Raw genomic sequence first — 20,110 nt, forward strand, 5'->3', positions numbered from 1 at the left:
GAGTAAAGCCCGCTTTATCCCGGGGTGCCGATGGGGCACGCGGGTGTGCCCGGGTGTCCGCTCGATGAGGCGCTGACCTGCGAAGACGGCGCGCGCAGACTCGGCGCATGCGTGGACGTCTCGCTTTGCTGGGTTCGCTGCTCGTTCTACTCTCGACCGCCTCGCCGGTGTCGGCGGCGCCGGTCTCGGTGTACGCCGTCGCCGGTCTGGACCGGCCGGTGAACCTCGTCCAGGACGAGTGGGGCATCCCGCACATCTACGCCCAGAACACCGGCGACCTCTTCCTCGCGCAGGGTTTCAACGCCGCGCGCGAGCGGCTGTTCCAGCTGGATCTGTGGCGCAGGCGCGGCCTCGGCCTGCTCGCCGAGGCGTTCGGCCCGTCCTATGTGGAGCAGGACGCGGCGGCGCGGCTGTTCCTCTACCGCGGTGACATGGACGCCGAGTGGAACAGCTACGGCCCCGACGCGAAGCTCGCCGCGACCCGGTTCGCCGCCGGGATCAACGCCTACCTCGACTGGCTCGCCCGCAACCCGCGGGCCTTGCCGGAGGAGTTCCGCCTGCTCGGGCACCAGCCTTCACGCTGGCGGCCGGAAGACGTCGTGCGGATCAGGAGCCATGGCCTGATCGGCAACCTCCGCAACGAGGTCACGCGCTCGCGGGTCACCTGCGCCGCCGGCGTCGAGGCCGATCAGCTCCGCTGGCCGACGCAGCCTGCCGACCAGGCACGCGTCCCTGACGGCTTCGACCCGTGTTCGCTGCCCGCCGACCTGCTCCGGACCTACGACCTGGCCACCCAGCAGGTCATCTTCACCGGCACCACGCTCCAGGCCCGGTCCGCCCCGGATTTCACCGAGGGCAGCAACAACTGGGTGATCAGCGGCGACCGGACCGCGTCCGGCAGGCCCATCCTCGCCAACGATCCGCACCGCACGTACGCGGCGCCGTCGCTGCGCTACCTCTCCCACCTGTCCGCGCCGGGACTCGACGTCATCGGCGCCGGTGAGCCCGCGCAGCCCGGGATTTCCATGGGACACAACGGTTCCGTCGCGTTCGGGTTAACCGTGTTCAACATCGACCAGGAAGACCTGTACGTCTACCAGCTCGACCCGGCCGACCACACGCGCTACCGCTACGGCTCCGGCTGGGAGCGGATGACCACGCTCGACGAGAAGATCCCCGTCGACGGCGGCCAGGCGAAGGACACGCGGCTCAGCTTCACCCGGCACGGCCCGGTGATCAAGGTCGACGAGCGACGCCACGTCGCGTACGCGGTGCGGTCAGCCTGGTTCCAGCCGGGGATGTCGCCCTACTACGGCAGCCTGAAGCTCATGCGCGCCAAGGACTTCGGCGACTTCAAGGACGCGATGCGCACCTGGGGCGGCCCGGCGGAGAACCAGGTGTACGCCGACACGCGCGGCGACATCGGCTGGGTGCCCGGCGGCCGCACGCCCGTCCGCGCGGGCTACGACGGCCTGTTCCCGGTTCCCGGGGACGGGCGCTACGAGTGGACCGGGTACCAGACCGACTTCCCCCACGAGCTCAACCCGGCGCGTCGCTTCATCGCGACGACCAACCAGTTCAACGTGCCGCCGGAGTACCAGGATCGCGGGTACGGCTACGAGTTCGCGGATCCGGTGCGTTTCCAGCGCATCACCGACGTCCTCGCCGACAAGCCCAAGTCGACGGTCGCCGACTCGGCCAAGCTGCAGGGCGACCAGCTTTCCCTGACGGCGCAACGGATCACGGCGCTGGTCAAGCATCCGTTGTTCGTGAACTGGGACGGCGTGGAAGGCGTCGATTCCGCGCCCGCCGCGCTGTTCGAGGTCTGGCGCAAGCTCTACCTCGGGCCGGGGCTGCTCAAAGCGGTGCTGCCGGCCGCGGCGGCGAACCTCATGGTCCGGCCGGACAACGCCGCGCTGGTCGATGCCTTGGAGCATCCCGAAACCTGGTTCGGCGCCGACGCGATCGCCAAACGCGACCGGCTGCTGGCCGACACGCTCGACGCCGCCTACGCGGAGGTCAGCAGGCGGCTCGGGCCCGATCCGGCCGCGTGGAAGTGGGGCGACATCCAGAGCACCGTCTTCGAGCACCCGCTCGCGCCTCTCGTGGGACCGCGGCTGAACGTCGGCCCGTTCCGGCGCGGCGGCTCGGAGACCGTGGTCAACTCCTCCGGCTTCCGCGCGACCGACTTCCGGCAGACGGGCGGCCCGTCGTTCCGGATGGTGCTCGACGTCGGGAACTGGGACGCCTCGCTCGCCACCAACACCCCCGGCCAGTCCGGCGATCCGGCCAGCCCGCATTACCGCGACCTGGCCGAGTCCTGGGCCGACACCGCCCACGTCCCGCTGCTCTACAGCCGAGCGCAGGTGGAACGGCACGCGGACAAGCGCATCGTGCTGGTGCCTAGACCGTGACGGGCTCTTCGACGGGCGCGGTCTCCTCGTCGGTGCGCAAGCGCTGCGAGATGACCTTGGTGATGCCGTCGCCCTGCATGCTCACGCCGTAGAGCGCGTCGGCGATCTCCATGGTCGGCTTCTGGTGGGTGATGATGATCAGCTGCGAAGACGCGCGCAGCTGCTCCAGCAACCCGATGAGCCGCCGCATGTTGGTGTCGTCGAGCGCGGCCTCGACCTCGTCCATGACGTAGAAGGGCGACGGCCGCGCGCGGAAGATCGCGACCAGCATCGCCACCGCGACCAGCGACTTCTCGCCACCGGAGAGCAGCGAGAGCCGCTTGACCTTCTTGCCGGGCGGGCGGGCTTCGACGTCGACGCCGGTGGTGAGCAGGTCGCCGGGCTCGGTGAGGATCATCCGGCCCTCGCCGCCGGGGAACAGCACGTTGAACACGACTTCGAACTCGCGCGCGACATCCTCGTACGCCGACGCGAAGACCTCGAGGATCTTCTCGTCGACCTCCTTGATGACGGTCAGCAGGTCCTTGCGCGTGTCCTTGAGGTCTTCGAGCTGTGTCGACAGGAACTTGTAGCGCTCCTCCAGCGCCGCGAACTCCTCCAGCGCCAGCGGGTTGACCTTGCCCAGCAGCGCGAGGTCCTTCTCGGCGCGCTTGGACCGGCGCTGCTGCGTCGCGCGGTCGAACGGCATCGGCGGCGGCGGGGTGACGTCCTCGCCGCGTTCCTTCGCCGCCTCGTACTCGGCCATCTCGCCCGCGCTCGGCGGCACCGGGACGTCGGGGCCGTACTCGGTGACGAGGTCGGCCAGTCCCATGCCGAAGTCTTCGGCGATCTTGGTTTCCAGCTGCTCCAGGCGAAGCCGCTGCTCGGCGCGCAGCACCTCGTCGCGGTGCACGGCGTCGGTGAGCTTCTCCAGCTCGCCGGTCAGCTCGCGGACCTTGGCGCGGACGCCGGACAACGCGGCCTCCCGGCTCTGCCGCTGCGCCTGCGCTTCGTCGCGTTCGGCGGCGGCGCGCTGGACGGAGTGCTCGATGCGCTCCAAGGCGATCTCGCCGCCGTCGACCACGGCCGTGGCGATGTCGGCGCCACGCTGGCGAGCGACACGCGCCTTCTCGGCACGCTCGCGGGCCTGCCGCTCGGCCGCCGCCGCGCGGCGCAGGGACTCGGCCTTGCCCGCGATGCTGCGTGACCGCTCTTCGGCGGTGCGGAGCTGGAGCCTGCCTTCCATCTCCTCCTGGCGCACGGTGGCCAGTTCCTCGGCGGCCATGTCGCGCTCGGCGGTGTCCGGGTCCTCGTCGACGGCCTCGTCGGCGACCATGGTGAGCCGCTCTTCGAGCTCGGCGAGCTGCGTCAGCGCCTGCTCGCGGCTCTGCTCGACCTTGAGGCGCTGGTTGCGCAGGCGTTCGACCTCGGCCTCGGCGGCACGCGCGGCCTGCTGCATGCGGTTGAGCCGCTCCGACGAACGCGCCTTGCGGACCTTGGCCTCGCCGAGTGCTTCCTTCGCTTGGCCGACCTCGTCGCGCCGCGCCTGCTGCTCGGCGCGCGCGCCTTCCAGCTCGGCGCCGGTGCGTTCGAGCGAGCGTTCCGCGGCGAGGAGCCGGTCCTGCGCCTCGTCGACGGCGGCCTGCACTTCGATGACACTTTCGCGCCGCTGCGAACCACCCGCGGCCCAGCGCGAGCCGAAGACGTCGCCTTCGCGGGTGACCGTGCTGACGTCCGGGTGCACGGCGACCAGCCGCCGCGCCTCGTCCAGACCGTCCACGATGGCCACGAGTTCCAGCGCGCGCTCGACGGCGGGGCGCAACGCTTCCGGCGCGCGAACGACTTCGCGGGCCCAGCGCGCACCGTCCGAAAGCGACGGCCAGCCGGAGTGGTCCACAGTGGACGCTCCGCCGCCGAGCAGGATGCCCGCGCGGCCGGAGTCGTTGTTCTTCAGGTACTTCAGCGCGGCGAGCGCGTCTTCACCGCCCGCGACGGCGACCGCGTCCGCGACCGGGCCCAGCGCCGCGGCCAGCGCGACCTCGAAACCGGGCTCGACGGTCAGCAGCGCGGCGACAGAGCCGAGCAGACCGGGCAGCTCATGCGAAGCACCGAGAAGCGCCCCAGCGCCGTCCTTGCGTCGCAAGCCCATGGAAAGCGCCTCGACGCGGGCACGCTCGGAAGCGATCTCGCGCTCGGCGGTGCGCTCGCCTTTGACAAGCTCTTCGACGCGCGCCTTGGCCGAGTTGTTGGCCTCGACCGCGCGGTCGTGACGTTCCTGCAGGTCAGCGTCGTCGGACTCTTCGACGCCACCCTCGGCGCGCGCCTCTTCCAGCTCCTCGACGGCGAACTCGGCACGTGCGGCGGCCTCTTCGATCGACATCGAGATGCGCTCGATCTCGTCGGAGGTGGCGCCGTTCTTGGACCGCAGCGCCTCGACCTGGCCGGTGAGCTTCGCGAGCCCCTCGCGGCGGTCGGCGATGGCGCGCACGGCGGCCATGTGGGCGCGCTCGGCGGCCTGGACCTGGTGTTCCAGCTGCTCACGGCGTTGCACGGTCATCGACAGCAGCTCACGCGCTTCGGCGACGCCCTCGGCCAGCTCGGCTTCGCGCTCGGCGACCTCTTCGGCCTCCATGAGCAGCTCGTCGGGGTCGCGACCGGTGCTGTGGCCCGTGACGTCGGCCGACAGGTGGCGCTGACGTTCGACGGCGAGCCGGACGGTGCCGCGCAGGCGCTCGGCCAGCGCGGAGAGCTTGTACCAGGTGTCCTGGGCGGCGGCGAGGCGCGGCGCGTCCTCGGCCAGCGACGCTTCGAGGTCGTTCTCCTGCGCCGTGACCAGCTCCAGCGCCTGCTCGACCTCGGTGCGGCGCGCGCGGGCGGTCTGCTCGTCGGCCTCCTCGCGGGCGATCGCGCCGCGCTGGGTGACGAGGTCGTCGGCGTAGAGGCGGAGCCGGGAATCGCGCAGCTCGGACTGCACGGACTGGGCCTTGCGCGCGATCTCGGCCTGCTTGCCGAGCGGCTTGAGCTGGCGGCGCAGCTCGGTGGTCAGGTCGCCGAGGCGGTCGAGGTTGGCCTGCATCGCGGTGAGCTTGCGCAGCGCCTTTTCCTTGCGCTTGCGGTGCTTCAGCACACCGGCGGCCTCTTCGATGAACGCGCGGCGCTCCTCGGGCTTGGCCTCGAGGATCTGCGCGAGCTGGCCCTGCCCGACGATGACGTGCATCTCGCGGCCGATACCGGAGTCGGACAGCAGTTCCTGCACGTCCATCAGCCGGCAGGTGCTGCCGTTGATCTCGTACTCGCTCGCGCCGTCGCGGAACATGCGGCGGGTGATCGAGACCTCGGTGTACTCGATCGGCAGCGCGCCGTCGGCGTTGTCGATGGTCAGCGTCACCTCGGCGCGGCCCAGCGGCGCGCGGCCCGCGGTGCCGGCGAAGATGACGTCCTCCATCTTGCCGCCGCGCAGGTCCTTGGCGCCCTGGGTGCCCATGACCCAGCGCAGCGCGTCGAGCACGTTCGACTTGCCGGAGCCGTTCGGCCCCACGACACAGGTGATACCCGGTTCGAACCGCAGCGTGGTGGCCGAGGCGAAGGACTTGAAGCCCTTCAGCGTCAAGCTTTTCAGGTGCACTGGGTGCAGACCCCTCTGGCCTCGGGTTTTCCTCTGTCAATCGCCGAATGCTACCTGGGGCGCTCCGCCATCTGTGGGACGTGGGGGCTTAGCGCTCGACGAAGCCGGTCAAACCACCTTTGGGCAGGCTCCACCGTTCAATGACCTGATCTACACGTCCGGGTGATTCTCCGGACCTGAGGTAGGTCAACAACCGCTCACAGTGGTCACGAGTACCCTCCGCTACCACCTCAACACGCCCATCGCGCAGATTGTTCGCACTGCCGACCACCCCGATCTCCAGTGCTCGCGCCCGGGTCCACCAGCGGAAACCCACCCCCTGGACCTGCCCGTGCACCCACGCCGTCAATCGGACCTCGTCAAGTTCCTCACTCACAGGACTTATTGTGCCGGTTGCGGAGGGTGAACTGTGAGCGCGCTCTCGCTCGCTGAGGGTGAATCGTCGGTGATACCGTCCCCGTCCAGGGGTCCCCCGACCGTGGGAGTTTTGCGCGGTTTCCCCAAGGCGTGTTTCTCGGATCGCGTGCGTGAGAGCCGTGATCCAGGTGGTTCCTGGCGGCGCCGCGCGATCGCCCTCGTACCGGGTTTGTACTCGGGTGATCGCGCGGCGCCGCCAGGGGCCGCCTGGGCGCGGCTATCGCGCGCTCGATCCGAGAAACACGCCGCAATCCCCGATGTCCCCCGTTTCGAGGAGCACACAGCATGTCCCCTGGGCCCGAGGCGAGCCCGCGTATCTCCGTGGCGCCGCCGCGTGAGACGAACGGACTGATGCAGCGCACCGGATATGCCGTCCTCGCAGTGGGCGGTCTCGTCGTGGCGACGGCGTTCGCCGCGGTCGCCGAGCTGGCAGGCCCCGGCGTCGGCCACGACGCCAGCGGACCAGGGCTCGGTGGTGGCACCGGCTCCGGCCCCACCACCCAGGTCATCCAGGGCAAGGGCACCCCCGGTGGCCCGGAAACCATCCCCGGCGCCGGCGCGCCCGGCGCGCCCTCCTCGTCCGCCGCGGCGCCGACGACGGTCGTGAGCGTCGGTCCGGACGGCAAGCCGACCACCACGGTCATCGCGCCGCCGCCCCCGCCGCCGAACCCCGGCGACCCCGGCACCACGCCGAACGACCCCGGCACGTCCAACCCGCCGACGTCCACGAAGACGCCCAAGCCGCCGTCCTCCTCGTCTTCGCAGGCCCCGCCTTCATCGTCGTCCTCGCAGGCTCCGCCGTCGTCGATCACCACCAAGGTCGACCCGCCCTCCTCGGGCACGTCGCCCGGCGGTTCCCCCAGCCCCACGCATCCGTAGGGGCCTTACGGGGGCCGAATTGCCGTCACCGCACGCAAAGCGGTCAGGTTGGGTGAACGCGACCTGACCGCTGTTCCAAAGGAGGAACCGTGCGGCGTTTCTTGCGACTGGTGGTCGCGGCACTCATGCTCGCCACCGTGCCGGTGATCGGCGGCCCGGCGGCAGGCGCCGCCGAGCCGCTGCTGACGATGGCGCAACGGCGTGCCTACCTGAACTACTACGCGCCGGTGATCTTCAAGCGCGCCAACGAGGACAACGGCCAGGACGGCCGCGACTGGCTGACGAACTTCGATTTCGACCAGGACCAGAACTTCGCGACCAACCGCGTCAACTGGGTCGAGAGCGAGCGCTACGTCGCGGCCGCGGCGGCGAACCAGACCACCAGCCCGTATGCGAAGTGGCGCATCCGCCCGACGCTTTACACCTCACTGATCGAATACAACAGCGGCGGCGTGAAATCGTTGGTGCTGCTGTATCACGTGTACAACGCGGCGGACAAGCAAGGCGACGCCATCCACGACTGGGAGCGGATCGAGATCGTCGTCCGCGGCGTCACCGGGACGCCCGGCGCGGCGGGCGAGTACGTCAACAACTCGACCATCACGCACCACCACGAGCACATCATCCGCAAGCGCGGCGACTCCGGCTTCAACTTCATGAACACCGCGACCGGCAGGCACCTGATGGTCTGGCAGGCCGACGAGGCGGGCAGCGTGCTCGCCACGCACGCGCACGAGCTGCGCTACGTGAAGGACAGCTACGCCTCGCTGGCGAGCCAGCCGGTGACGAACGACGCCGAGGTGGAGATCAGCGGCAAGGACAAGAACGAGAACGTCCACTACATCTTCGTCCCGCAGGCGTCCTCCGCGGCGGTCAGCGCGTGGGGCGCGCAGACGCTGAGCTGGGCCAACGCGCCGTCGCTGATCGCCGGGCACGACAACGAGCACACCGTCGACTGGTACCAGGCCAAGCGGCTCACCTACGAGCTGCAGGACATCGCCGACCTCATCCCGACCCACTGGTCGCAGAACCCGGCCTGGTCGAAGCACTGGCTGTCGTCGGCCGTCGACGACGTCGAGCTGGAATCACCGGTCGTCAACGAACTGGGCGCGACCGAGGTCAGCACGGGCCGCCAGCGCTTCTACAGCAAGTCCCGCGACAACAGCGCCTCCGACCTGACCGACGGCCGCGAAGGCCTCATCCACAAGGATTGGCTCTACGGCGCCTATACCGCCGAAGCCGACGAAGACCGCGAAGGTTCCTCAGAGAACTTCCCCGCTTATCAAGGGACTGGGTTGGACAGCTCCGGCTGGAGCCGCCAGCTGGCCAGCGGGCGCACCGATTCACCCAATGTGTACTGGTGGCAGCACGATTTCTTCGTCCACGACGGCACGGTCAACACCGCCGCGTCCCGCGAGAACGGCACCTGGCTGCGTGGCGCCTGGTACGCGCCGGCGAACGGCGGCTTCGACGGCCGCTGGGTCCAGCTCTTCGACGACTGACCGGCTGGGTCGTGAGTGGTATGACCGGTTAGAACCGGCCGTACCACTCACGACCCCAGGAACTCGAGTGCGCTGTCGATCCCAGCGCCGTGCAGGTTGAGGACAGGCGTGGTCGCGGCCGCCGCGTAGGTGGCCGGGCTCGCCGCCCGCCTGGCCTCCGCCCCCAGTCCTATGTGGACAAGCGCACGCGTGAGCCGGTCGGCGCCGTCGAGTCGCGTGTAGTCGGCGATTCCCGAGGTGACGACCACGGATTTCACGCTGCTGCTTTGGCCGAGATACTGGCCTTCGTCGAACCCAGGCGCGGTGCCGACGAGCGCGGCCAGCGAGCCACCCCAGGCGCTGATCCGCGCCGGGTCGATGCCGAGCGCGCCCGCGTGCGCCTTCAAGAACCGGACCGCGCATTTGGCGTCGGTGAGCTGCGCGGGCCACGGCGCGGCCGGCGCGAGCCGGTAGTCGATCGAGGCGACCACGAACCCCCGCGCGGTGAGCTGGCCGAACAACGTGCCGTCGGTCTTCGCGAGCCAAGCACCCGGTCCGGTGGCTTTGCGCCCGCCGAGCACGAATTCCCCGCCGTGCACAGAGAGCACGACCGGCGCCTGCGCCTCCCGCCGCGCGGGCATGTGCAGGTCCATCGGCAGCGGAACACCTTGCGGGCGGCAGTATTCGACCGTGCTCGTCTGCCCGGCAGGCAGCGCGGACGCGATCACCGCGTCGCCCGGCACCCCCGTCCCGGTGAAGCCGTCCGACGCGGCCGTCACCCCGGCGGCGCTCACCACCAGCGTGCCGATGAGCAGCGGAAATCCCACGATCCACGAGGCGATCCACTTCGCGAGCGACGGCGGCCGCGGGTCCCCGGTCGCGGCGATCAGCAACCCGAGCGCGGCCACCGCCTGCAACCCGGCGGCGAGGTAGTCGGTGGCGCCGAACACGGCGTCGGCGGGCTGCCAGGGATCAGGATCGCCGAGCTTGCCCAGCCCCCGGCCCGCCAGCCACACCACGACCCAGGCGCCCGCGGAGGCGGCGCCGAACAGGACCGCGCGCCGGGTCGGCCTGCTCCACAACGCGACCACGGCCACCGTCTCGATGAGCGCCAGCAGGCCGAACACCATCGCGTGCAGCTGCCACATCCGCCACAGCGGCGGCAACGTCACCGCCGGGATGGCCGCCCCGCCGAGCGCGGCCACGAACGAGCTGACCAGTAGCGGACCCCGCCGCACCAACGGCGTCTCCCTGCTCGCCGCCATCCACGGCCCCGCCGGACTGTTCACCACCCCACCAGTGTGCCAAGGGCGTCGTACGCAGGGGTCGTGAGTGGTACGGCCGGTTCTAACCGGTCAAAACACTCACGAGCCCTCAGAGCTCGAAGCGGTAGCCCATCCCGGGCTCGGTCAGCAGGTGCCGCGGCCGCGAGGGTTCGGGTTCCAGCTTCCGCCGCAGCTGGGCCAGGTAGACCCGCAGATAGTGCGACTCCGTCTCGTAGGTCGGCCCCCACACGTCGTGCAGGATCTGCTTCTGCGCGACCAGCCGTCCCCGGTTCCGCACCAGCAGCTCCAGCACACCCCACTCCGTCTTGGTCAGGTGCACCTCGGCCCCGTCTTTGCGGACCTTCTTGGCCGCCAGGTCGATCGAGAACGTCCCGGTCTCGACGACCGCGTCGACGTCCTCGCCCGCGGAAGCCGTCGAGCGGCGCACGGCGGCGCGGAGGCGGGCCAGTAGCTCGTCCATGCCGAACGGCTTGGTCACGTAGTCGTCGGCGCCGGCGTCGAGTGCCTTGACCTTGTCCGAGGAGTCGCCGCGGGCGGACAGGACGATGATCGGGACCAGGGTCCAGCCGCGGATGCCCTCGATGACCTCGGTGCCGTCCATGTCGGGGAGGCCGAGGTCGAGCACGACGACGTCCGGCTTGGTCTCGGCGACGGCGCGCAGCGCGGCCGTGCCGTCGTGCGCGGTGATCACCTTGTAGCCGCGCGCCGACAGGTTGATGCGGAGCGCGCGCACGATCTGCGGTTCGTCGTCGACCACGAGGACGGTGCTCATCGGATCTCCTCCATGGCAGAACGATAGGCGGGCAGGGAAATCACCACGGTGAGGCCGCCGCCCGGCGTGTCCTCGGCGCGGATGCCGCCGCCCATCGCCTCGGTGAACCCCTTCGCCACCGAAAGGCCGAGGCCGACGCCGGGGGTCGCGTCGCGGTCGCCGAGACGCTGGAACGGGGCGAACGCCGAGTCGGCCGTGCCCTTCTTCAGCCCTCGGCCGTGGTCGACGATCCGGAGTTCGACGTGGTCGGAATGCTCCGATGCCCGTGCGGCGACCGGCTCACCCGACGCGCCGTGCCGCAGCGCGTTGTCGAGGACGTTCGCGACCACACGTTCGAGCAGTCCCGGGTCCGCCAGCACCGCGGGCAGCGTGTCGTCGACGCACACGAGCACCGACTCCGAGTTGTCCACATTGGACAAGGCGTGGGCGACGACCTCGTCGTAGCCGACCGGCCGGAGCAACGGCCGCACCGCGCCGGTCGCCAGCCGTGACGAGTCCAGCAGGTTCTCGACGAGCCCAGCGAGCCGGTCGGCCGACAGCTCGATCGCCTCCAGCAGCTCGGCGGTGTCCTCTTCGGACAGTGTCAGGTCCTCCGCGCGGAGGCTGCCGACCGAGGCCTTGATCGACGTCAACGGCGTCCGCAAATCGTGGCCCACAGCGGAAAGCAGCGCCGTCCGCAGCTCGGTCGCCTCGGCCTTCCGCTCGGCGCGGGCGGCCGCGAGCGCCATCCGCTGCTGCCGCAAGGCCAGCAGCGCCTGCCCCGCGACAGCCTCCAGAACCCGCCGATCCGATGCGGGCAGCGCCCGCCCGCGCAACGTCAGGTGCACGTCCGCGGTGACGGCGATGTCGACGTCCGCCTCGTCGGGGTCCCGGCAGACGTCGTCGCCCGCCTGCTCGACCAGTGACCAGCCGCCGTCGCTCTTTTCCAGCAGTGCCACCGAGACCAGCCCGAAGTTCTCGCGCAGCTTTTCGAGCAGCCTGCGCACGGGATGCTCGTGCGTCAGGACCGTCCGCGCGTAGGAGGCGAGCAGCGCGGCCTCGGTACGAGCCCGTGCGGCCTGCGCGGCCCGGCGCGCGGCGATGTCGACGACGGTCGCCACCAGCACCGCGACCACGACCATCGCGATCAGCGTGATCACGTTCCTTGGCTCGTGCACGGTCAGTGTGTGCAGCGGCGGCGTGAAGAAGAAGTTCAGCAACCCGGCCGAAAACAGCGCCGCGAGCAGCGCCGGGCCGAGGCCGCCGACCAGCGCGACGATGACCGTCGCGAGCACGTAGTCGATCACGTCGGTCGAGAAGTCCAGCTGGCGTTCCAGCAGCAGCCCGATCCCGGTCGCGAACGCGGGCAGCACCAGCGCGAGCGCCCAGCCCATCATCCGCCGCGACGGGGTCAGCGGGCTGTGGTCGAACCGGGCGCGCAGCCGTCCGCCCGCCTGCTGGTGGGTGACCGTGTGCACGTCGATCGCGCCGGACGCCTGGACGACGGCCGCGCCGATGCCCTCGTCGAACAGCCGCGCCACCCGCGAGCGCCGCGACGTGCCGATCACCAGCTGCGTCGCGTTGACGCCGCGCGCGAAGTCGAGCAGCGCGTTCGGCACGTTGTCGCCGACCACCTGGTGGAACGTCGCGCCGACGTCCTCGGCCAGCTTCCGGTACCTCGACACCGCCGTCGGCCCGAGTCCGGACAGCCCGTCGCCGCGCAGCACGTGCACGACCTGCAGTTCGGCACCGGCCCTGGTCGCGATGCGCCGCGCGCGCCGGATGAGCGTCTCGCTCTCCGGCCCGCCGGTGATGGCGACGACGACCCGTTCCCGGGCCTCCCAGGTGTCAGTGATCTTCTGTTCGGCGCGATATCGCTGCAGCGCGACATCCACCTGATCGGCGACCCACAACAAGGCCAACTCCCGCAAGGCGGTCAGGTTCCCTGGCCGGAAGTAGTTCCCGAGCGCGGCGTCGATGCGCTCGGCCGGATAGACGTTGCCGTGCGCGAGCCTGCGCCGCAGCGCCTCGGGGGTGATGTCGACGAGCTCCAGCTGCTCGGCCTTGCGGACGACCTCGTCCGGGATGGTCTCCTGCTGCGCGACGCCGGTGATGCGCTCGACGACGTCGTTGAGGCTCTGCAGGTGCTGGACGTTGACGGTGGACAGCACGTCGATACCGGCCGCGAGCAGCTCTTCGACGTCCTGCCACCGCTTCTCGTTGCGCGAACCCGGCACGTTCGTGTGCGCGAGTTCGTCCACAATGGCCACTTCGGGCTTGCGCGCGAGCAGCGCGTCGATGTCCATCTCGGTGAACTCGGTACCACGGTGGACGAACTCGCGGCGCGGCAGCACCTCGATGCCCGCCATCAGCTCGGCGGTCTTCTTGCGGCCGTGTGTCTCCACGATGCCGGCGACGACGTCGGTGCCGCGGTCGAGCCGCCGCCGCGCCTCGCCCAGCATCGAGAAGGTCTTGCCGACGCCCGGTGCCGCGCCGAGGTAGATCCTCAGTTCGCCCCGGCGCGGCTTCACGGGCCTGCTTTCGGTGTCCACGGGACTTATCTTGCTCCCCCGGCGGCGTCACGCACGGCGAGATTGAGCTTCACCACATTCACGCCGGGCAACACTCCTGCCGTGTTCGCGTCGACCAGCTCGCGCACCTTGGCTTCGGGAAGACCGTTCACCCTGGCCACCCGCGCGACCTGCAGGTTCGCGTACTCGACGCTGATCGTCGGGTCGACACCCGAGCCCGAAGTCGTGACCGCGTCGAGCGGCACCTGCGACGGCTGGACGCCTTCGAGCGCGGCGACGGCGGCGCGGCGCTTCGCGATCGCTTCGAGCAGGTCAGGGTTGGCCGGGCCCTTGTTCGACGCACCCGACGCCGACGGGCTGCCCGCCGACGGCCGCGAGTGGAACCACTGGTCACCCTGCAGGTCGACGCCGATCAGCGACGACCCGACGGGCTGGTTGTCCTGCGTGATGATCGAGCCTTCGGCGTTGGACTCCAGCCCGGGGATCCGCGACACCAGCCACACGCCGAGCGGGTAGAGCACGCCGAGCAGCACCGTCAAGACGATGAGCACGCGCAGCCCGGCGAGGGTCTGCTTCAACAAGCCATTCATGGTGTTACCCGATTCCAGGGATGAGACGAACAACGAGGTCGATGAGCCAGATGCCGACGAACGGGCTGACGATGCCGCCGAGTCCGTAGATCAGCAGGTTGCGCCGCAGCAGCGCCGAGGCCGACGACGGCCGGTACCGCACGCCGCGCAGCGCCAGCGGGATCAGCCCGACGATGATCAGCGCGTTGAAGATGACCGCCGACAGGATCGCCGACTTCGGCGTCGCCAGTTGCATGATGTTCAGGCCGCCGAGCTGCGGGTAGATGGCCAGGAACATCGCGGGCAGGATCGCGAAGTACTTCGCGAGGTCGTTGGCCACGCTGAACGTGGTCAGCGCGCCGCGCGTGATCAGCAGCTGCTTGCCGATCTCGACGATCTCGATCAGCTTGGTCGGGTTCGAGTCGAGGTCGACCATGTTGCCCGCCTCTTTGGCGGCCGAGGTGCCGGTGTTCATCGCGACGCCGACGTCGGACTGCGCGAGCGCGGGCGCGTCGTTGGTGCCGTCGCCGGTCATCGCGACCAGCCGCCCGCCCTCCTGCTCCTTGCGGATCAGCGCCATCTTGTCCTCGGGCTTGGCCTCGGCGAGGTAGTCGTCGACACCGGCGTCCTCGGCGATCGCCCGCGCGGTCAGCGGGTTGTCGCCGGTGATCATCACCGTTTTGATGCCCATCGCGCGCAGCTCTTCGAAGCGCTCCTTCATGCCCGGCTTGACCACATCGGACAGCCGGATCACGCCGCGCACGAACGCCTTGCCGCCGCTGACCTCCGCAACCACCAGCGGCGTGCCGCCCTGGCCGCTGATCTCGTCGACAACCCGCTCGGTCTCGTCGGGCACCTCGCCGCCCCGTTCGCGGACCCATTGCCGCACCGACGCGGTCGCGCCCTTGCGGACCTCGCGGTCGCCGAGGTTGATGCCGCTCATCCGGGTCTGCGCGGTGAACTCGACGAACTCGGCGAGCTTCTCGTCCTCGGACGCGGTCTCGGCTAGTCCGTGCTCACGGGCGACCAGTTCGAGGATGCTGCGGCCTTCCGGGGTTCCGTCGGCCAGGCTGGACAGGCGTGCGGCATGGACGAGTTCCTCCACTGTGGACGTTCCGACCGGGATCAGCTCGGTCGCCTTGCGGTTGCCGAAGGTGATGGTGCCGGTCTTGTCGAGCAGCAGCGTCGAGACGTCACCGGCGGCTTCGACCGCGCGGCCCGAGGTCGCGAGCACGTTGCGCTGCACGAGCCGGTCCATGCCGGCGATGCCGATGGCCGAGAGCAGCGCGCCGATCGTGGTCGGGATGAGGCAGACGAGCAGCGCGGTCAGCACGACCACCGACTGCTGGCTGCCCGAGTACCCGGCCATCGGCTGCAGCGCGACGACCGCGAGCAGGAAGATGATCGTCAGGGTCGACAGCAGGATGGTCAGCGCGATCTCGTTCGGCGTCTTCTGCCGCGAAGCGCCTTCCACCAACGCGATCATGCGGTCCACAAAGGACTCACCAGGCTTGGTCGTGATCTTCACGACGACCCGGTCGCTCAGCACGGTCGTGCCGCCGGTGACCGCGCACCGGTCGCCACCCGACTCGCGGATGACCGGCGCCGACTCACCGGTGATGGCCGACTCGTCGACGGTCGCGATGCCCTCGACGACGTCACCGTCACCGGGGATCACCTCGCCCGCTTCGACGACGACCAGGTCGCCGATGCGCAGGTCGACGCCGGGCACGCTCTCTTCGGAGCCGTCCTCGGTCAGCCTGCGTGCGACGGTCTCCTTTTTGGACTTGCGCAGGGTTTCCGCCTGCGCCTTGCCCCGGCCTTCCGCGACGGCCTCGGCGAGGTTCGCGAACAGGACCGTGAACCACAGCCACACGGCGATCAGGATCGTGAACACGCTGGGGTCGGTGATCGCGAAGACGGTGGTCAGCAGTGAGCCGACCCAGACGACGAACATGACCGGGTTCGACAGCTGGTGCTTGGGGTTGAGCTTGCGCAGCGCGTCCGGAATGGACGTCCACAGCTGCCGCGGGCTGAACACGCCCACGCCCACCCGCCCGTTTTCTTCGGCGTGTTTCATGACAGGGCGTTCTTCGGTGATGGTCACGCGAGTGCCTCCGCGATGGGCCCGAGCGCGAGCGCCGGGATGAAGGTGAGAGCGGCGACGAGCACGACCGTGCCGGTCAGCATCGTGCCGAACAGCGGTCCGGTGGTGGGCAGCGTGCCCGAGGTCTCCGGAACCTTCCGTTGCGCGGCAAGGGAACCGGCCAGGCAGAGCACGGCGATGATCGGGATGTACCTGCCGAACGCCATCGCCACGCCGAGGCTGCTCTGGAACCAGTCGCTGGTCGCGGTCAGGCCGCCGAACGCGCTGCCGTTGTTGTTGCCGGTGGACGCGTAGGCGTAGAGCACCTCGGACAGGCCGTGCGCGCCACCGTTGCCGAGAGCGCTTTCCGTGGCCGGGAACATCAGCGCCAGCGCGGAACCGAGCAGTACCACGGTCGGCATCGCGAGCATCGCGACGGCCGCGCAGGTGACCTCGCGCTTGCCGAGCTTCTTGCCCAGGTACTCCGGGGTGCGGCCGACCATCAGCCCGGCCAGGAACATCGCGATGATCGCCATCACGAGCATGCCGTACAGGCCGGTGCCGACACCGCCCGGCGAGATCTCGCCGAAGAGCATGTTGAGCAGCGGGCCGCCGCCGCCGAGCGCGCTGAGGCTGTCGTGCGCGCCGTTGACCGCGCCGGTCGAGGTGCCCGTGGTCGTGTCGGCGAAGATCGAGGTCAGGCTGGTGCCGAACCGCTGCTCCTTGCCTTCCATGCCACCGGCTTTCGCCTCGGAGATCCAGGTGACCGCGAGCATCAGGCCCCAGAGCAGGCCCATCACCGACAGGAGCACGTAGCCCTGCTTGCGGTTGCCGACCAGCTGTCCGAACGTGCGGGTCAGCGAGACCGGGATGACCAGGATCAGGAAGAGCTCGACCAGGTTGGTCCAGTAGTTCGGGTTCTCGAACGGGTGCGCCGAGTTGGCGTTGAAGATGCCGCCGCCGTTGGTGCCGAGCTCCTTGATCGCCTCCTGGCTGGCGGCGGGCGCCAGCGCGATCGTGCTCGAGGTGCCGTCGGGGTTGGTCACGGCGACGCCGGCCTTGAGGCTCTGCACGACGCCGAGCGCGATCAGGACCAGCGAGAAGACGAAGGCCATCGGCAGCAGGACGCGGATCGTGCCGCGCGTGAGGTCCACCCAGAAGTTGCCGAGCCGGTCCGCCTGCGAGCGGATGAAACCGCGGGTCAGCGCGATCGCGACGGACAGCCCGACCGCGGCCGACAGGAAGTTCTGCACCGTCAGGCCTGCCATCTGCACGAAGTGACCCATGGTCGTCTCCGGCACGTAGGACTGCCAGTTCGTGTTGGTGACGAAGCTGATCGCGGTGTTGAACGCGACCCCCGGCGAGACGGCGCCGCGGCCGAGGTCCCACGGCAGGAGCGGCTGGAGGCGCTGGAGCAGGTAGAGCAGCACCACCGAGACGAACGAGAAGCCGAGCACGCCCGCGGCGTAGGTCGGCCAGCGCTGTTCGGACTCGGGGTTGACGCGGAAGAGCTTGTAGAGGCCCTTTTCCACTTTCGAGTGCTTCTCCGACGAGAACACTCGCGCCATGTAGTCGCCGAGTGGCTTGTAAGCCACCGCGAGAGCGACCAGGAGTAAGCCGAGCTGGAGCAGCCCGGCCGTCGTGTCCGACATCAGAATTTCTCCGGTTTGATCAGCGCGATGAACAAGTAGACGATCAGGCCCAGCGCCAGCACACCGCCGACGATGTTGGCCGCCGTGCCCGCCCCGTTCACAGCCGTTCCAATCCGCGCAGCGTGAGCGCGAGCACCACGAAGACGCCGATCAACAAGACGGCGTAGAGCAAATCGGCCACTGTGCACCTCTCTTGACGCGTCACCCATCTGGCGACAGGCCAACACTGCGCCCGTAGCGCTGCGTGATCGAGAGCCGCTAACGCCTCCTTAATGCGCTGTTCGCGGCCGTTTACGCGATCTTGATGACCGGTGATCCACGCCACATTAAGTAGTGAATCGAGCACACACCGCGCGTATCGGGCAGACAGCGAACCGAAACCGTGTTACACCTGAGTTACATGTAGTTGTAGTAACTAAATAAATCTCCGTTCCGGGAGGCATGCATGTGCGGGATCACCGGCTGGGTCTCTTACGACTCTGATCTGACCAGGCAGCAGCACACCCTCGACGCCATGACCGCCACCATGGCCTGCCGCGGCCCCGACGACTCGGGCACCTTCGTCCGGCAGCACGCCGGGCTCGGCCACCGCAGGCTCGCGATCATCGACCTGCCCGGCGGCAAGCAGCCGATGAGCAGCAACTCGGTCGCCATGGTCTACAGCGGCGAGGCCTACAACTTCACCGAACTGCGCGCCGAGCTGGTCAAGCTCGGCCACCGCTTCGAAACCGACAGCGACACCGAAGTCGTGCTGCACGGTTACCTGCAGTGGGGTGAGAGCGTCGCCGACCACCTCAACGGCATGTACGCCTTCGCGATCTGGGACGAGCGCGACGACAAGCTCGTGATGATCCGCGACCGCATGGGCATCAAGCCGTTCTACTTCTACCCCACCCCCGACGGCGTCCTCTTCGGCTCCGAGCCCAAGGCAATCCTCGCGAACCCCTTGGCCCGCAAGGTGGTCGACGCCGACGGCCTCCGCGAGCTGGTCTCCATGACCAAGGCTCCCGGCTGGTCGCTCTGGAAGGGCATGGAAGAGGTCCCGCCCGGCGCGATCGTCACGGTCGACTCGGGCGGCATCCGCACCAGGACCTACTGGAAGCTAGACGCCGTCGAGCACACCGACGACCAGGACACCACGGTCGAGCGAGTCCGCGAGCTCATGACCGACATCGTCCACCGGCAATTGGTGGCCGACGTCCCCCGCTGCGTGCTCCTGTCCGGCGGCCTCGACTCGAGCGCCGTCACCGGCCTCGCCGCCGCCCACCTGTCATCCCAGGGCGAGCAGCTCCGCACCTTCTCGGTCGATTTCCTGGGCCAGGAAGAGAACTTCCACGCCGACGAGATGCGCGACACCCCGGACTCCCCCTTCGTCCGCGACGTCGCCTCCCTCGTCGGTTCGGCCCACCGCGACATCGTCCTGAACCCCGGCGACCTCACCGACCCGGCCGTCCGCCGCGCGGTCATCACCGCCCGCGACATCCCGGCGGGCCTCGGCGACATGGACACGTCGCTCTACCTGCTGTTCAAGGCCATCCGCGCCGAGTCGACGGTCGCGCTCTCCGGCGAGTCCGCCGACGAGGTCTTCGGCGGCTACCGCTGGTTCCACGACCCCGAAGCCCGCAACACCAAGACCTTCCCCTGGCTGGCCTTCCGCAACGCCATCACCAGCGACCGCGCGGGCCTGCTCAACAAAGACCTTCGCGCCCGCCTCGACCTGCCCACCTACGTCGCCGACCAGTACGCGGCCGCGGTCGCCGAGGTCGACCACCTCGACAACGCCTCGCCTCTCGAACAGCAGATGCGCACGATCTGCCACCTGCATTTGACGCGATTCGTCCGCATGCTCCTTGACCGTAAAGACCGCGCTTCCATGGCCGTCGGCCTGGAAGTCCGCGTGCCTTTCTGCGACCACCGGCTGGTCGAGTACGTCTATAACACGCCTTGGTCGTTGAAGACCTTCGACGGCAGGGAAAAGAGCCTGCTCCGGCACGCCACCAAGCACGTACTCCCCCAGTCCGTCGTGGACCGGGTGAAGAGCCCCTATCCGTCCACTCAGGACCCGGCGTACGCGGTGGCGTTGCAGCAACAGGTCAAGGAGGTCCTCGCCGAGCACGACCACCCGGTCTTCGGCCTGATCGACCGCGACTGGGCGCACAACGCGTCCGAGCTGGACGCCCACACCATGCCGAGCGGCGTGCGCACCGGCCTCGACCGCGTCCTCGACCTCTACCACTGGCTGGACATCTACTCCCCCGAGATCCAGCACTGACGCCGAGCGCGCTGCTGGGGTCGTGAGCGTTCCGGCCGGTTAGAACCCAATGCCGGGCAGTTAGCGCTCGACCTGGACCGTCCAGCGATGCGGGGCGCGACCACGCGAAACCCGAGTTTGGGCCATCCAATGGCCCAAACTCGGGTTTCGCGAAGATGAACGGGGCTT

At 69.4% G+C, this 20,110-nt stretch carries 13 protein-coding genes; 4 read left to right on the plus strand and 9 right to left on the minus strand.

Annotated features, from left to right (window positions below; all coding sequences use genetic code 11):
• Positions 1–107 precede the first annotated feature (107 nt).
• Positions 108–2,414 carry a penicillin acylase family protein gene (locus AB5J62_RS30810; protein ID WP_370943475.1) on the plus strand — a complete coding sequence of 769 codons (2,307 nt, stop codon included), beginning with the start codon at positions 108–110 and terminating at the stop codon, positions 2,412–2,414.
• Here AB5J62_RS30810 and smc read toward each other — a convergent pair.
• Together smc and AB5J62_RS30820 are read right to left on the minus strand one after the other, a co-directional pair.
• Complete coding sequence (gene smc / locus AB5J62_RS30815) at positions 2,404–6,018, minus strand: chromosome segregation protein SMC (RefSeq protein ID WP_370943477.1); 3,615 nt, start codon at positions 6,016–6,018, stop codon at positions 2,404–2,406. The genes AB5J62_RS30810 and smc overlap by 11 nt on opposite strands.
• Before the next feature lie 88 nt (positions 6,019–6,106).
• Positions 6,107–6,394, minus strand: coding sequence for an acylphosphatase (locus AB5J62_RS30820; protein WP_370943479.1), 288 nt, complete (start codon positions 6,392–6,394; stop codon positions 6,107–6,109).
• A 326-nt stretch (positions 6,395–6,720) separates the two neighbouring features.
• On the opposite strand from AB5J62_RS30820, the gene AB5J62_RS30825 reads away from it, so the two are divergent.
• The gene (locus AB5J62_RS30825) at positions 6,721–7,314 is read left to right on the plus strand and encodes a hypothetical protein (protein WP_370943480.1); all 594 of its coding nucleotides are present in this window, start codon (positions 6,721–6,723) and stop codon (positions 7,312–7,314) included.
• Positions 7,315–7,403: 89 nt separating this feature from the next.
• Complete coding sequence (locus AB5J62_RS30830) at positions 7,404–8,816, plus strand: hypothetical protein (protein ID WP_370943481.1); 1,413 nt, start codon at positions 7,404–7,406, stop codon at positions 8,814–8,816.
• Between the two features lie 47 nt (positions 8,817–8,863).
• On the opposite strand, the gene AB5J62_RS30835 is transcribed toward AB5J62_RS30830, so the two are convergent.
• The 7 genes from AB5J62_RS30835 to kdpF all read right to left on the minus strand — a co-directional run bounded on the left by AB5J62_RS30835 (position 8,864) and on the right by kdpF (position 17,771).
• Positions 8,864–10,084 (minus strand): alpha/beta hydrolase fold domain-containing protein, encoded by a 1,221-nt coding sequence (locus tag AB5J62_RS30835; protein WP_370943482.1) that lies wholly within the window; start codon positions 10,082–10,084, stop codon positions 8,864–8,866.
• Positions 10,085–10,169: 85 nt separating this feature from the next.
• Positions 10,170–10,853: a response regulator gene (locus AB5J62_RS30840; protein ID WP_370943483.1), complete on the minus strand. Its 684-nt coding sequence runs from the start codon at positions 10,851–10,853 to the stop codon at positions 10,170–10,172.
• Positions 10,850–13,384: a DUF4118 domain-containing protein gene (locus AB5J62_RS30845; RefSeq protein ID WP_370943484.1), complete on the minus strand. Its 2,535-nt coding sequence runs from the start codon at positions 13,382–13,384 to the stop codon at positions 10,850–10,852. Before AB5J62_RS30845 ends, AB5J62_RS30840 begins: the two co-directional genes overlap by 4 nt.
• Positions 13,385–13,389: 5 nt before the next feature.
• Complete coding sequence (locus AB5J62_RS30850) at positions 13,390–13,953, minus strand: potassium-transporting ATPase subunit C (protein ID WP_370943485.1); 564 nt, start codon at positions 13,951–13,953, stop codon at positions 13,390–13,392.
• 4 nt (positions 13,954–13,957) lie between these two features.
• Entirely contained in the window at positions 13,958–16,039 is a 2,082-nt protein-coding gene (kdpB, locus tag AB5J62_RS30855) for a potassium-transporting ATPase subunit KdpB (protein ID WP_370943486.1), read from the minus strand.
• Entirely contained in the window at positions 16,036–17,670 is a 1,635-nt protein-coding gene (kdpA, locus tag AB5J62_RS30860) for a potassium-transporting ATPase subunit KdpA (protein WP_370943487.1), read from the minus strand. The genes kdpB and kdpA overlap by 4 nt, the downstream gene beginning before the upstream one ends.
• Positions 17,670–17,771: a K(+)-transporting ATPase subunit F gene (kdpF, locus tag AB5J62_RS30865; RefSeq protein ID WP_370943488.1), complete on the minus strand. Its 102-nt coding sequence runs from the start codon at positions 17,769–17,771 to the stop codon at positions 17,670–17,672. The genes kdpA and kdpF overlap by 1 nt, the downstream gene beginning before the upstream one ends.
• A gap of 344 nt (positions 17,772–18,115) precedes the next feature.
• Between kdpF and asnB the strand changes: the two genes are divergently transcribed.
• Positions 18,116–19,942: an asparagine synthase (glutamine-hydrolyzing) gene (asnB, locus tag AB5J62_RS30870; protein WP_370943489.1), complete on the plus strand. Its 1,827-nt coding sequence runs from the start codon at positions 18,116–18,118 to the stop codon at positions 19,940–19,942.
• The last annotated feature ends 168 nt before the right edge of the window (positions 19,943–20,110 follow it).

Source organism: Amycolatopsis sp. cg5, from assembly GCF_041346955.1.
Classification (GTDB): Bacteria; Actinomycetota; Actinomycetes; order Mycobacteriales; family Pseudonocardiaceae; genus Amycolatopsis.